Source organism: Lichenicola cladoniae, assembly GCF_013201075.1.
Classification (GTDB): domain Bacteria; phylum Pseudomonadota; class Alphaproteobacteria; order Acetobacterales; family Acetobacteraceae; genus Lichenicola; species Lichenicola cladoniae.
Map to the genome: position 1 here is coordinate 3,035,609 of NZ_CP053708.1, position 13,286 is coordinate 3,048,894.

At 60.9% G+C, this 13,286-nt stretch carries 12 protein-coding genes; 7 read left to right on the forward strand and 5 right to left on the reverse strand.

All coding sequences use genetic code 11. From position 1 onward, the window contains the following. Window positions 1-15: 15 nt before the first annotated feature. From HN018_RS13845 to pip, 3 genes are all read right to left on the reverse strand, one after another. Window positions 16-339: an antibiotic biosynthesis monooxygenase family protein gene (locus tag HN018_RS13845; RefSeq protein ID WP_171836703.1), complete on the reverse strand. Its 324-nt coding sequence runs from the start codon at window positions 337-339 to the stop codon at window positions 16-18. A 97-nt stretch (window positions 340-436) separates the two neighbouring features. Beyond that, the gene (locus tag HN018_RS13850; RefSeq protein ID WP_171836704.1) at window positions 437-1,018 is read right to left on the reverse strand and encodes a DUF4142 domain-containing protein; all 582 of its coding nucleotides are present in this window, start codon (window positions 1,016-1,018) and stop codon (window positions 437-439) included. A 134-nt stretch (window positions 1,019-1,152) separates the two neighbouring features. Further along, window positions 1,153-2,130 carry a prolyl aminopeptidase gene (pip, locus tag HN018_RS13855; RefSeq protein ID WP_171836705.1) on the reverse strand — a complete coding sequence of 326 codons (978 nt, stop codon included), beginning with the start codon at window positions 2,128-2,130 and terminating at the stop codon, window positions 1,153-1,155. A 47-nt stretch (window positions 2,131-2,177) separates the two neighbouring features. Between pip and HN018_RS13860 the strand changes: the two genes are divergently transcribed. Both HN018_RS13860 and HN018_RS13865 read left to right on the forward strand, forming a co-directional pair. Continuing rightward, the gene (locus HN018_RS13860) at window positions 2,178-2,633 is read left to right on the forward strand and encodes a DUF423 domain-containing protein (RefSeq protein WP_171836706.1); all 456 of its coding nucleotides are present in this window, start codon (window positions 2,178-2,180) and stop codon (window positions 2,631-2,633) included. Further along, window positions 2,630-3,595, forward strand: a complete 966-nt coding sequence (locus HN018_RS13865) for an SAM-dependent methyltransferase (protein WP_171836707.1) — start codon at window positions 2,630-2,632, stop codon at window positions 3,593-3,595. The genes HN018_RS13860 and HN018_RS13865 overlap by 4 nt, the downstream gene beginning before the upstream one ends. Before the next feature lie 122 nt (window positions 3,596-3,717). Here the strand turns inward: HN018_RS13865 and HN018_RS13870 are convergent, their stop codons facing one another. Beyond that, window positions 3,718-4,260 (reverse strand): hypothetical protein, encoded by a 543-nt coding sequence (locus HN018_RS13870; RefSeq protein ID WP_171836708.1) that lies wholly within the window; start codon window positions 4,258-4,260, stop codon window positions 3,718-3,720. 427 nt (window positions 4,261-4,687) lie between these two features. Here HN018_RS13870 and HN018_RS13875 point away from each other — a divergent pair, with 427 nt between their 5' ends. Both HN018_RS13875 and HN018_RS13880 read left to right on the forward strand, forming a co-directional pair. After that, complete coding sequence (locus tag HN018_RS13875) at window positions 4,688-6,373, forward strand: M3 family oligoendopeptidase (protein WP_171836709.1); 1,686 nt, start codon at window positions 4,688-4,690, stop codon at window positions 6,371-6,373. A 7-nt stretch (window positions 6,374-6,380) separates the two neighbouring features. Then, entirely contained in the window at window positions 6,381-6,719 is a 339-nt protein-coding gene (locus tag HN018_RS13880; protein ID WP_171836710.1) for a winged helix-turn-helix domain-containing protein, read from the forward strand. Window positions 6,720-8,650: 1,931 nt separating this feature from the next. Here the strand turns inward: HN018_RS13880 and HN018_RS13885 are convergent. After that, the gene (locus HN018_RS13885) at window positions 8,651-9,589 is read right to left on the reverse strand and encodes a LysR family transcriptional regulator (RefSeq protein ID WP_171836711.1); all 939 of its coding nucleotides are present in this window, start codon (window positions 9,587-9,589) and stop codon (window positions 8,651-8,653) included. A gap of 703 nt (window positions 9,590-10,292) precedes the next feature. Here HN018_RS13885 and HN018_RS13890 point away from each other — a divergent pair. The 3 genes from HN018_RS13890 (at window position 10,293) to HN018_RS13900 (ending at window position 13,198) form a co-directional block, all read left to right on the forward strand. Then, window positions 10,293-11,396, forward strand: a complete 1,104-nt coding sequence (locus tag HN018_RS13890; protein ID WP_171836712.1) for an NADH:flavin oxidoreductase — start codon at window positions 10,293-10,295, stop codon at window positions 11,394-11,396. A 247-nt stretch (window positions 11,397-11,643) separates the two neighbouring features. After that, window positions 11,644-12,195: a carboxymuconolactone decarboxylase family protein gene (locus tag HN018_RS13895; protein WP_171836713.1), complete on the forward strand. Its 552-nt coding sequence runs from the start codon at window positions 11,644-11,646 to the stop codon at window positions 12,193-12,195. Window positions 12,196-12,412: 217 nt separating this feature from the next. Then, on the forward strand, window positions 12,413-13,198 hold the full coding sequence (locus tag HN018_RS13900) for a class I SAM-dependent methyltransferase (protein WP_171836714.1): 786 nt from the start codon (window positions 12,413-12,415) through the stop codon (window positions 13,196-13,198). Window positions 13,199-13,286 lie beyond the last annotated feature (88 nt).

The window sequence follows — 13,286 nt, forward strand, 5'->3', positions numbered from 1 at the left end:
GGGATGCTTCTCCGTTCAGGTCTTGTCGACGGTCTGCAGGACTTCAAACCCCTCGAACTGCGGTGGCCCGAGATAGAGCGAGCGGGTTCCGGTCTGGCCGGCATTCTTGTGCGCCTCACGGAAGGCGTCCGAACGGGTCCAGTCCTCGAAGTGCGCCTTGCTCGACCAGATCGTGTGCGAGGAGTACAGCACATGGTCTTCGTGCTGGGGTCCGCGCAACAGATGGAAGGTCTCGAATCCAGGCACGGTCTTGAGGTGCACGTCGCGGTTGAGCCAGACCTGCTCGAAGTCGGTTTCCGACCCCAGCGCGACGCGGAAGCGGTTCATGGCGATGAACATGGGACGACTTTCCTTGAATGAAGCTGACCGGCGCCGAAACAAAACCGCCGCCCGGACGGATCCGGGCGGCGGGACTATTCAGCTTCTGGTCGAGTGATCAGCTGGCGGTGTGGTGGTGCATTCCCTTATGCATGCCCTTGTGCATTCCGCCATGCTCGAGCGCGTTCGCCGCATCGAGATGCGCCTGCACGACCGGTACGGTATCGGCTGCGAACTTCTTCAGGTCCGGATCGGTACCGGACGCCGCTTCGGTCTGGAACAGCTGCAGCATTGCCGTATGACCGGCAATCTGGTCCTCGATGTAGTCGTGATCGAACTTGCGGCCCATGTCGGCCTGGAGCGCGGTCATCTGCTGCATCTGCATGTCGTTCGGCGCTGTCGGCACCATCGCGCCCTTGGCGGTCGCGATCTGCTTCAGCTGGTCGTTCGCGGGGGTATGATCGGCAACCATCTTTGCGCCGTAGGCCTTTACCCGCGAGCTGCGTGCCTTGCTCTGGGCAAGCTGTCCGGCCTGAACCTCGGCCAGACCGCCCTGGGCGGCGTCCTGGATGAACGTCGCGTCTGCGGCTGCCAGCGGCGGCGGGCCCGGTGGTGTCATCGGCGCAGGTGTCGACTGGTTTGCGCAGGCAGCCATCGGAAGAATGACCAGGGCGATGCCCCAGCGAGCGTAGCGGTTCATATTGCGGTCCTTGAAACCTGAGCGGATCTTGGGGTTCGTCACCCGATCGTGCCGGGGTGACGAGGTCGGCGGCAGTCAGTCGGTCTAACGCAATAATCCGAGGAAGTATTCATCCCGAATAAGGTGTTTCGGAGTCATCCCCGGAATCGTTCCAAAGCCGCGATCAGCGCCCGCCTGGTGCCCGGTTCCAGGGCCGAGTGGCCGGCATCGGGGACCATCGTCAGGCGGGCGCCGGACCATGACGCTGCAAGGTCGAACGCACTGACCGGCGGGCACACCATGTCGTAGCGGCCCTGCACGATCTCGACCGGCAGGTGGGCAATACGATCCATGCGTCCCAGCAGCCCTTCCGGCGGCAGGAACAACCCATTGCGGAAATAGTACGCCTCGATCCTGGCAAGGCCCAGCGCGGCGCGATCCCGCGAGAAACCGGTCACCGGCCCCGGCGTCGGTAGCAACGTCGAGCAGGTTCCCTCATAGACCGACCAGGCTCGGGACGCCGGTAGGTGTATCGCCGGATCGGGATCCACCAGGCGGCTCAGATACGCTGTCAGCAGGTCGCCGCGCTCAGCCTCCGGGACATGCTGCGCGAAGATGGCGTGCGCGTCCGGGAACACCGAGCGCAGGCCATACAGGAACCAGTCCATTTCCGGCGGCCGGCCGAGAAAGATGCCGCGCAGCACCAGGGCGACCACCCGCTCCGGGTATGCCTGGGCATAGGACAAGGCCAGCGTGGACCCCCAGGACCCGCCGAACAGCACCCAGCTCTCGATCCCCAAATGCCTGCGCAGCGTCTCGATGTCGTTCACCAGCGCGTCGGTGTCGTTGGCTCGCAGCGACCCCTGCGGACGCGACCGGCCAGCGCCGCGCTGATCGAAAATCACCGCGCGCCATACGTGCGGATCGAAGAAGCGGCGATGCACGATACCCGCCCCTGCCCCCGGACCGCCATGCAGGAACAGCACCGGGCGCCCATCGGCGCGACCGACCTGCTCCCAGTACATGACATGCGGCATTTCGCCGTTGGTTGTCCGCCCGTCGATCACGGGTTCCAGCGGCAGGAAGCCGGCGGCGAACGGCTCGATTTCTGGGAACAGGTCGCCACGTGACATGGGCGGACTATACGCGAGGCCTTGCCGACAGCTAGAAGCCGGAGATCATGAAAGCCCAAGCGGATGCCGGATTGCCCCCGGTCGCGGTCACGTTGCAGCCAGCGGACTCCACCCTCTCGCCTTGGGCCAGGCTTTTCCTGGCGTGCGGCGCGCTGCTCGGTTTCGCGACCGTGGCAATGGGCGCGCTTGCGGCGCACCTGCCGGACCGGTCGCTGGCTCCGGGCGGGCGCGAACTGTTGCGCAGCGCGGTGCAGATGCAGGGCTGGCACACGGTCGCCCTGCTCGTCGCCGGAATACTGGCCGACCGCCGCCCAGGCCTGCCGGTCCGGCTTGCGGGTGTCGCATTCCTGCTGGGGATCACCTGTTTCTGCGCCGGGCTGTATGCGCTCGGCTTCGCCGGCGATAGCGTCTGGGCGCGGACGCTTGGGCATCTGGCACCGTTCGGCGGCAGCGTGCTGATGCTGGGCTGGCTCCTGCTGGCCCTCGCGTGCCTGCGCCGATGAACGAGTCGTCTAACACCAGCCCGTCCGAAATCGTGGTGCCGAGCGTGATCGGCGCCGCCTATCTGGCTTCGGAAGGCAATGAGGCGGTGCTGGCCGAGGAGATGTCGCGCCACGGCCTGACCATCTCGGCCTGGCATGGCAGGCTGGCACTCTCGCCCGAACCACCGGCACCGGTGCTGTGGTCGCTCGACACCTGGACCGCGCCCGAGCTGGTCGCTTGCGCCTCGATAGGCGACGCGGCGAAGGCACTGCGCGACCGACAGCGCAACTGGAGCCACCTGCCCCTGCTGCACCATCGTCGCTCGGCCTTGATCGTGGACCGGCTGCCGAGCGTGAAGTCGGCACCGCTGGTGTTTCCGGCCGCCGCGCCGACCGCCCCGCTCGGAGCCTGGACGCTGCTGGAACCGGGTCTGCTGCTGCTCAGCACCACCAAGACCAGCCCGTTTCCGAACGGCATTGCCCGCTTCGTCGAGGACAGGGTCGGGCCGCCGAGCCGCGCCTACCTCAAGCTATGGGAAGCCTGCGCACGACTGGGGATGTGGCCGCAGCCGGGTGACGCGTGCCTCGACCTCGGCGCCACGCCGGGCGGCTGGACCTGGGCGATCGCCAGCCTCGGCGCAACGGTGATGGCGATCGACCGCGCCCCGCTCGACCCGACGGTGGCCTCCATGCCGGGCGTCGGCTTCCGGCGGGAGAGCGCGTTCGGTCTCGAGCCCGCGAACGAGCCGCCGGTCGAGTGGCTGTTCAGCGACATCATCGCCTATCCGGACCGGTTGCTGACGCTGGTGCGACGCTGGATCGAGGCCGGCACCGTCGGCCGCATCGTCTGCACGATCAAGTTCCAGGACCCGACCGACCACGATGCCGCACAGGCATTCGCTGTGATCCCGGGCGGAACGGTGCTGCATCTCTCGCACAACAAGCACGAGCTGACGTTCCTGTGGGCGAACGAACGTCTATGATGGAAAGTTCGTACCGTTAGCGTTGACTTCTAGATGTAGTGACTTAATCGGACTGCGTGAAGGATGAGCGTGACACGACACCACTCTGAAGTCTGAGAAGCGATTATCCGGGAGAAAGCACATCAGCAGCCCGGCCATCCTTCATTTGCGTATAGTTCTACGATATACCAGTCGTGCTCGAGCTGATGCACATCCACAACTTGGCAGCCGTAAACGGATTTGTTGTCGTGCCTACTTTTGGCCGCGGTCTGCGCAACAGCGGCGCTATGGTCGAACACGAGGTCCGCCTCCGTATCCGCCCCGAAGCCACCCCAAACCCGCCAAAGCATATGTGGTGGGTAGAGACCGGCAGGATTGTCGGACGGAGCATTCGCTAGATACAAGTTTCGTTTATAACTCGACGACCAGGCTGCCCAGTGCAGATCATCACCAAAATGGTGTCCTGCCCTGAAGAGGTAGCCCCATAATACGGCCACGCATACTGCGGCGAAAAGGCGGATCAACTTAGGTTTCTTTGTCGGCTGCAAGCTGAAGCGAATCAGGCAGACAATAAAAAAGACCGCCACGACGGGCAGCAGGAGCAAAAGGAATACCATGTCTATATAAAAAAATGCGCTGGTGATCGTGGCGAACGCGAGACATGCAGGAAATGTAAGCTGCTGCATACGAAAGATCGGTTCTAGAACTACCGGCATTCGCATTCCTTAAAAAGGTCGGATGCTGGTATCTGTATCTCCCCCAGCCCCGGCTGACCACCTGTCAAGGTCCGATTAAGTTTGCGGATTCCCGAGGCTGAATACGATGGATGCGGGTTACAGGCTCAATCGTCTACTCCCTCAACCGGACGTTGCGCCGCCGAATGCAGCGCGTCATGACCAATATGGTCGTATGCTTTCATCGGTATGAAGCGGTGACGCGAGAACCCGACCTTTGTCTGGGTGAAACTTCGTCTGTCACCGAACCTTGAGATGGGTCGAACCAGTGACGCGCGGGCCTTCGCTGCGCGATATCCACTGCTGCTCTGGCCATCTTACGGCCCCTGGTGTGAAATGGCTGGATGATCGCCTCCTGCCGAACAGGACCCCGTTTGCCATGAAGATACCTCACCTGAAGTTTGCCGAGATCCACGCCGAGCGCCCGACTCGCGAGGGACTGGAAGCGGCCTACGGCACCATCAACGCCATGCTGGATAGTCCGGGCTCGCTCGGACAGGCGCTCGAATTGTGGGACCAGGAGCGGCGGCGCTACGATAGCTGGGCGGCGCTGGTGCATCTCCGGTTCGCGCAGGATACCACCAGCGAGACTGCCCGCGCCGACCGCGACTACGCCGATGGGCTGGGTCCGGTCGCGACCGGCTATGAAACCGACGTGAAGCGCCGGCTGCTGGCAGCCGAGGATCGCGCGGCGGTCGAGGCAGTGGTCGGCGCGCATGTCGTCAGGCTTTGGGAGAGCGACGTCACCACCTTCGATCCGGCAATCGCGGCCGACCTCGAGGAGGAAGCACGGCTCGGCGCGCGCTATACCGAGCTGCTGGCTTCTGCCAGGCTCAGTGTCGGCGGGACCGTGACCAACCTGTCCGGCCTCGCACCGTTCGGGGAGTCGCTGGACCGCGACCTGCGGCATCAGGCGGAAGCGGCGCGCTGGGGCTTCTTTGCCGAACACGCCCGGACGCTGGACGGCATCTATGACGACCTGGTCCGCCTGCGCACCACGATGGCGCGCAAGCTCGGCTTCGAAACCTACGTGCCGCTCGGCTACCGGCGCATGCGCCGGGTCGATTACGGCCCCGAGCAGGTCGCATCCTTCCGTGACCAGGTGGCTGCGCACGTGGTGCCGCTGGTGGCGCGCCTGCTCGAGCAGCGGCGAGCGACGCACGGCTGGGATAAAGTGCAGTCGTGGGATGAGACACTGATCGACCCCGCAGGCAATCCGAAGCCGGCCGGCGATCATGATTTCATGGTGACGCAGGCGAAAACCATGTTCGAGCGGCTCGACCCGGAGATGGGCGAGTTCTTCGCGATGATGGCCGACGGTGGCTTCCTCGACCTCAAGAACCGCGAGGGCAAGGCCGGCGGCGGCTTCTGCACCTCGTTCCCGACCGAAGGCGTGCCGTTCATCTTCGCCAACTTCAACGGCACGCACGGCGACATCAACGTGTTCACGCACGAGATGGGACACGCCTTCCAGAATTGGAAAAGCCGTGACCTGCCCGGCATCGACGTGTTGTGGCCGACCATGGAAGCGGCCGAAATCAACTCGATGGCACTTGAATTCCTGACCTACCCGCAGATGGCGCTGATGGTCGGCGAGGACGCGGCCGACCGGTTCCGGCGCATGCACCTGATCGGCTCGCTTGCGTTCCTGCCCTACGGCGTCTGCGTCGATCATTTCCAGCACGAGGTCTATTCGAACCCGGATCTCACCCCGGCGGAGCGTAACGCCGTCTGGAAACGGCTGGAAGCGCTCTACATGCCGTGGCGCGACTATGGCGAGCTGTCCCACCCGGCGAAGGGCGGACGCTGGCAGGCGCAGCCGCATATCTATCGATCGCCGTTCTACTATATCGACTACACGCTGGCCCTGTGCTGCGCGATGCAGTTCTGGCTGGCATCCCGAAAGGCGCCGGCCGAAACTATGCAGCGCTACAGCGACCTGTGCGCGGAAGGCGGCTCGGCGCCGTTTACCGAACTGGTCGCGTCTGCCGGCCTGATCTCCCCCTTCGCCGACGGCGCGCTGGAAGCGGTGGTGCGTGAGGCGGAAGCCGTGCTGGCCGCCTGACCGTCCGATGCTCCGGCTCACGCTCCGGGTCGACAGGGATGGCGAACGCTGGCTCGGACCCGGCAAGATCCGGCTGCTCGAGCTGATCGCGGAACATGGCTCGATCTCCCGGGCTGGCCGCGAGATGGCCATGTCCTACCGCCGGGCGTGGCGACTGGTCGAGGCGATGAACGACAGCCTCGGCCAGCCGGTGGTTGCCGCACGTCCTGGCGGGGCCGGTGGTGGCGGGGCGACGGTGACACCGGCCGGGGCCGCCCTGATCGACTGCTACCGGAAGGCCGAAGCGGACGCGATCCGTTCGGCCGGGCCCGCGCTGGCAGCACTCGAGGCGATGCTGACGCACTGAGCCGGCTGCACCGACAACGGTATCGGCAACATAACCACCGAATGCTGCTTCATCTAGATCTTCTCCGCCGTGGTCACCGGCGATGTCGGTGCGACGCTGAGCCTGATCCGTGCGCCGCGTATAGGATCGGCGCCGCCGGTTATGGTTCTCCGGCAACTACCTTTGAAGACTGAAACCATCGAAGCCGGTGGTTGATCTAGAAGTTCCCGATAAGCACGCAGCCGCAAGAAAGAGTTGTTGAAGCGGATGAAGCAGAGAAAGAATCGGGTCAGACCCTTAAAAGGTCGATGACTATATAGATTTGTTAGAGACTTACGAGAACGTAATAGAATACTCTATAAGTGTGTTTTACTTCGCTCAGAATCGTGCTCCGGCTACTTGGATGCGCCCAGCATCACGGTTGCGGGTGCGATGCCTAGATAGCTGGCTTTCAATTCTTTGGAGCCCCCGAATGCCAACGCTGCATAGCGCTCAGATCGGGCCTTGATTGCGCTTTGAAGAGGACTGGTGGATGTGGTCCTGGATCTACACCGTGTTCGCGGAAGATCTTGCGCATGGCCATATCCATGGAGATAGCCGCGGAGTCGTAGAGCACACAGTTTCGGATGAGTTGGATACCGAAACCCGCGGTGTCGTGGCAAGTCGCCACGTCCCTAGCAATGCCTTGTACGCCTGAAATCTTCAAGCCCACCTTAAACCGGGCGCTGACCTGACTAATCGAGGCCGGGGTTGGGTGGTCCTGCAAAACGACTGTTGTGGAATCCGAAACTTTTACGTTGTTTGGGTCACCGTTGGAATCAAAGGTAAGGGGCTAAGCAGCCCCATCTTCGTCGATCGCTTTACAGGAAATCGTCGACCAGACTGTTTTATCTGGCGAGATAGTGATCAGGCACTGACCACCGACATTGGCGGCAAAATCGCTTCCCAGCCTGGCGATGCGGACCCGCGAGAGGTACATGTAGTAGGTCTGGGGCTGAGGCTGGGCATCCTTTTCATTAACAAATGCGGTGACACGACCACCCCTACGACAAACGCCAACATGGCGCGGCCATTATCTAACAGCGAATATTTGACCTGAGCGATGTTCATGCAGCGATCGAGTTTGCCAGCAATTATTACTGTCCGGCAGCTTCCCGTAACCACAATGTCGGCCCTATCCCCGGCGCAGGCAGATAAGCCACTATCATGGCGAGAAGCAGGGTTAAGCGATGCACGAGGTTCTCCATCTATGTTGCGCGCCTAAACGCCTAAGGCTTGAGCCCGTGCCCTAGCGGCTAGATCAACTCCATCCTTCACCATAGAACAAACGGGCGCAGCAATGACTAACGCACTTTGGTAACGACAGGAAACGCCTTCTTGAGCCCGACAGTCCTTCCCCTCCCATCGTCCGGTCTCGACGGTCAAAGTGGATCAGGTCAGCATTCTTTTCGACTTACCGGGGAGTGGAAAAAACCCGGACGATCACGCAGCCAGAAATCGACCGAGTGGCAGACCGAGGCGGCCGTCGATGTCAGACTGCTGGATATCGCTGGAAATGGTTGCTTTCTCACGGTCCACTGCACTCAAGTCCCGGAAAGTCCGACCGGTCCTTTTAAAACTTCAGTAAAGTCGACACTAGACTCGTGGAGCGATAACAGTGGGTTAAACTAGTTTCGACTGATTGATCTAACTTAATTCATATTGCAACGTTTTAAGCGACTTCGTCCAGAGTTTTGTGCAGTTAGATTAGCACCTGTCGCAGATATCCAGCAGCATTTCTCAAACATTGATCGTCTAACGTACTCGAATCATGCGTTCCAGGTTCCACCGAATGACTGCAGCGCGACATCCAGACTCTCGTGCAACCTGACGTCGGATAGAAGGCGCGTATACCGTTTGCGTCATTAAAATCAATCACCGCCCTACAGCGAAGCGACTGCTCGGGCTCGCTTTCAATCATTTGCAGGGTTTATCGCGACAGGTGCCTCCGCTCCATCGAACTGAACGAGAGGATTGGCCCTGAAATGCTCCCGTATGGCTTTAACGAAAATGGCTACGTTGGCTGATCCAATGCGCCGCGCCTGGTAGGCGACACTGATCGGCACCGGTGGCGCCATGAACTTCTGTAGCACAAGCGTGAGACGCTCGGCGTGCACGGCGTCCCAGACCTGGTAGGACAGCGTTCGTGCGATACCAACACCAGCCTCTGCCGCTGTTATCGCTGCGTCGGCACCGTTGACAGTGAGGCGAGGCTCTACCCGTACTGTCTTTCTATCTGCGCCAAAGGGCCATTCATTAACGGAACTGATACCTCCGAAGAGGATAATATCATGCGATGAAAGTGCTACCGGCGATGCCGGCACGCCGCGTTTTTGCAGATAGCCGGGGCTGGCGACGAGGACCGGGGTGGCGAGACCCAGCGTGGGCGCGATCAGGCTGCTATCGGCAAGCTCACCGACGCAGACGGCAACGTCCACGCCTTCCTCGAAGAGATGGACGTTGCGATCTGATAATGTGAGATGGATCGAGAGAGCCGGATGCTCGTGCAAAAGCGAATTCACGATCGGCAACACATACAGGCGTCCCAGCAGAACCGGTGCGGTGACGCGTAAGGTACCGCGAGGTTTCGCATCTTCGCCGCGGACCCGCCGCTCCGCCATCTCCAAATCTTCAAGTATTTGTTTGCAGTCTTCCAGGTAGATTTGGCCGCGTTCCGTCAACTGCACCGATCGAGTGGTGCGGTTGAGCAACACTATGCCCAGCTTCTCTTCGACCTGTGAGATAGATCTGGTAACGACGGAAGGCGACAGCCGCATGCGCCTAGCCGCTTCGGTGAAGCTGCTTTGTGTCGCGACAGAGACAAAAATGCGCATCGCTTCGAGACTGTCCATATACTATTGCTGAAACAGCAATAAGGTTTTGTCAACTCAACGGATTATCGCGTTAGCACTGCGGTCCTACACCTCCGGTCACGCCGCAACTGGCGGTCCACTCGTAGGAGAGACCAATGTCAAGCAATACCGGTCCAACCCTTGACATCGCCCCTGCCGCCCAAGTCAAGCCAACGGTCATCCTTGTGCACGCGCCCTCCAAGAGGCGTCGATCTGGCATCAAGTGCCCGCCGGGCTCCAGCGTGAAGGCATCCCCGTCATCACCCACGCTGGCGATCACCCCGGGGTCAAGGGCCTCGTTTACGCGGCCTCCCCTACGCTTGCAGTGGTCGAATCCACGACGGACACGCTTCAGCGTCTCTTCGCTGGTCACGGGGGAGCCAGGCACGATGCCCTGGCACGCGACGAAGTTAAAAGCTGATCCCGAGGCGTAAAGAATCTTTAACAGTTTCGATGATGAGGCGGTAGCGGAGGCACTCCTTTCTTAGGCTCCCAAGGTTTACCGGATCCAGGTGATCACCGAGACATAAAGCCCTGTAACGGTTGATCAAAGCGAAAGAGACGATGATCTGGGACGGCTTGGCGCGGTGTACAAGCCAGCCGCCCGTCCCTCCGCCCTCCTAGAATAGATTGTAATAAAACCTACAGCTAATTGCTAACACTTGGACTGGTATCTGATTTAACATTTCTGGAGACTTGGAAGATGGACATTGATACGAGTGCGCTCTTTGCGCCGATCATCATAAACGGCCATACCCTGAAAAACCGCCTCGCTGTCGCGCCGATGACGCGCATCAGCGCGACCCAGGACGGCCGGGCGACCGAGACCATGACCCGCTACTATGAGCGTTTCGCGCGGGGTGGCTTTGGGACAGTCAGCACCGAAGGCGTTTATACCGATCAGGCGTTCTCGCAGGGCTACGCCCATCAGCCCGGCATGACTGACGAAACGCAAGCCAATGCCTGGAAGCCTGTGGTGCGGGGCATCAAGGCGGAGGGCGCGTTCGCCATCGCCCAGGTAATGCATGCCGGCGCAATCAGCCAGGGCAACCGCTTTCGCGACACGACACTAGGGCCGTCCGCCGTCCAGCCGAAGGGCGAGCAAATGGCATTCTATCACGGCCATGGCCGCTACGCGTTACCGGCCGCGATGACTGAATCGCAGATCGCCGATGCCATCCACGGCTTTGCGGAGTCAGCAGGGCGCGCCATCGAGGTCGCAGGCTTTGACGCCATCGAGATCCATGGTGCCAACGGCTATCTTCTCGACCAGTTTTTGACCGCCTCTACCAACAAACGAGTGGATCGTTGGGGGGGCGCCACGCAGAACCGCGTGCGATTGATCCTCGAGACCTTCAAAGCGGTACGTTCCAAGGTTGGTGCCAAGGTGCCGGTGGGCGTCCGCATTTCGCAAGGCAAGGTGAACGATCACCATCAAAAATGGGCAGATGCAGAGCGCGACGCTGAAATCGTCTTTGGTAGCCTTGCGCAGGCTGGCGCGGACTTTATCCATGTCACCGAATATGAGGCGTGGAAGCCGGCGTTTAAGCCCGGAGGTCCATCGTTGATGCACCTCGCCAAACGTTACGCACCCGAGGCGGAAATCTTTGCCAATGGCGGTCTGCACAAAATCGAGCAGGCGATTGCGGCGCTGAATGATGGGGCCGATATCATCACCATCGCCCGTGGGGCATTGGCGAATCCGGACTTGCCGAGGCGTTTGTCTGATCGACGCATTCTTAACGACTTCGACCCGGCCATCCTCGGCCCCATCGCCAACATCAAGGATAGCGAGCTGGCGATGTGATGTCCTTACGACTGCCACGTGATCGAATGCCATCCATAATTGCTGAGAACGCAATAGAGTTTTATCAACTTAGTGGATTATCGCGCCGGCAGTCGCGGACTAGACTTCTATCGATCGAAGCAGATCGGAAGAGATCTCAAGGTCGGTGTTTTATTCGGTATTTCGTCCGATGCAGAAATTAAGACGATCGGATGATGCTCTAGCTGTTAGTCACGCCGTAATTCATTCTTCAATTAAGGAGAGACCCATGTCCCGCATTACCGTTCCTACCTACGAGACCGCCCCTTCCGCCTCGCAGCCTATGCTCGAAGCCGTGAAGAAGCAGCTCGGCGTTGTCCCGAATAGCTTCCGTGTGCTTTCCCTGAGCCCGGCAGCGTTGCAGGGCCTGCTCGGGCTGAATGCCGCCCTGGTGAAGGCGCTCGACCTTAAAACCCGTGAGCGGATCGCCATTGCAATTGCAATTGCGCAGAGTAATAGCTGCGACTACTGCCTCTCGGCGCACAGCTATATCGGCCTGAACCTCGCCAAGATCGATGCCGCTGAAATCGCCCTGAACCGCCAGGGTACCTCGTCCGAGCCTAAGGCAGCTGCCGCCGTAGCCTTTGCCGTAAAAGTCAACGAGAAGCGCGGCAAAATCAGCGATGCCGATGTGCAGGCTATCAAGGCAGCGGGGTTTAGCGACGCCCAGATCGTCGAAATTATTGCGGTCGTAGCTGAGAACATTTTCACAAACCTCATCAACATCGCTGCCGGCACCGAGATCGACTTTCCGGTCGTACATACCGCCGACGCAGCGTAATCGCTGAGGGGTTGGCGGCGCGTGTCGCAAACCCCTGGTGCCACTTGTGAACAATGCGACGTATGGGCCCAAAAGAAGTCGACCCGGTCGCGACACCGGCTCAAGGTAAGAGCCGGAACCGAAAGGCAGTTTGATGAACTCTACCTCCAATGCCGACGCCCCTGTTGCACAGCAGGGATGGCTACCAAAGACGCCCGCTCCCGAAGACAATCCGCACATGACGATCGCCTTTGCACGCGCTTACGAGAAAACCGCCACGAGGATCATGGCGCCTGTCTCGTTTGCCGCGCTGCAGCGGATGGGGCCGATTGGGCGAGGGACGCGCATCATCGATATCGCAGCGGGTACGGGAGCATTGAGCATACCCGCCGCGCACTCGGGTGCCTCCGTGACCGCGATCGACATCGCGCCGGGCATGGTCGAACTGCTGGCCGAACGCTTGAGGCCATTTCCCACGTCGGTGGCACACGTGATGGACGGGCAAACGCTGGACTTTCCTGACGAAAGTTTCGACGCTGCTGCGTCGATTGTCGGTGTCAGTATATTCGAGGATTGGAAGCGCGGCTTAGCAGAACAGGTGCGTGTCTTGCGGCGCGGCGGAAGGGCTGTTGTGGCAACGTGGCGCACCCTGCCCGGCGGGGGGCCGTTCGTCATCATGGCACAGGCACTGCGGACGATCTTTCCAGACCGGCCCCCGCCCACGCCACCCGAAGGTTTCCTGGTTCTCGCCGACCCCGACCGGATGGCGGACGCAATGCGGGATGCCGGCCTTGCCGACGTGAAGGTCGAGGAGATCGAGGCCGTATGGGAGGGACGCGCTGGCCCAGCGTATCTGGCTGAGCTTCGCGATCTGCATCCCTTCATGGGTCCTTACGCGGCGCTTGATGCTGACATGCGCGCCCGCCTGGACGAAGCGGTTCTGGCAGTCGTAGATCGAATGGCGGTAGACGACAGGATCGTCTTGACGACATCCGTCGTCTTGGCGACGGGAACACGGCCCTGATAGATGGCGGGTTGCTGAATACCAGACATGGTTATTCCATTTCTCAATCCCAATCGGAAGCGCCCTCCACATCCCGATTGTAGTTCTT

Bases quoted from the DNA above. Each gene is read 5' to 3' on its own strand.
- HN018_RS13845 (WP_171836703.1), bottom strand. From the start codon at position 339: ATGTTCATCGCCATGAACCGCTTCCGCGTCGCGCTGGGGTCGGAAACC.
- HN018_RS13850 (WP_171836704.1), bottom strand. From the start codon at position 1,018: ATGAACCGCTACGCTCGCTGGGGCATCGCCCTGGTCATTCTTCCGATG.
- pip (WP_171836705.1), bottom strand. From the start codon at position 2,130: ATGTCACGTGGCGACCTGTTCCCAGAAATCGAGCCGTTCGCCGCCGGC.
- HN018_RS13860 (WP_171836706.1), top strand. From the start codon at position 2,178: ATGAAAGCCCAAGCGGATGCCGGATTGCCCCCGGTCGCGGTCACGTTG.
- HN018_RS13865 (WP_171836707.1), top strand. From the start codon at position 2,630: ATGAACGAGTCGTCTAACACCAGCCCGTCCGAAATCGTGGTGCCGAGC.
- HN018_RS13870 (WP_171836708.1), bottom strand. From the start codon at position 4,260: ATGCAGCAGCTTACATTTCCTGCATGTCTCGCGTTCGCCACGATCACC.
- HN018_RS13875 (WP_171836709.1), top strand. From the start codon at position 4,688: ATGAAGATACCTCACCTGAAGTTTGCCGAGATCCACGCCGAGCGCCCG.
- HN018_RS13880 (WP_171836710.1), top strand. From the start codon at position 6,381: ATGCTCCGGCTCACGCTCCGGGTCGACAGGGATGGCGAACGCTGGCTC.
- HN018_RS13885 (WP_171836711.1), bottom strand. From the start codon at position 9,589: ATGGACAGTCTCGAAGCGATGCGCATTTTTGTCTCTGTCGCGACACAA.
- HN018_RS13890 (WP_171836712.1), top strand. From the start codon at position 10,293: ATGGACATTGATACGAGTGCGCTCTTTGCGCCGATCATCATAAACGGC.
- HN018_RS13895 (WP_171836713.1), top strand. From the start codon at position 11,644: ATGTCCCGCATTACCGTTCCTACCTACGAGACCGCCCCTTCCGCCTCG.
- HN018_RS13900 (WP_171836714.1), top strand. From the start codon at position 12,413: ATGACGATCGCCTTTGCACGCGCTTACGAGAAAACCGCCACGAGGATC.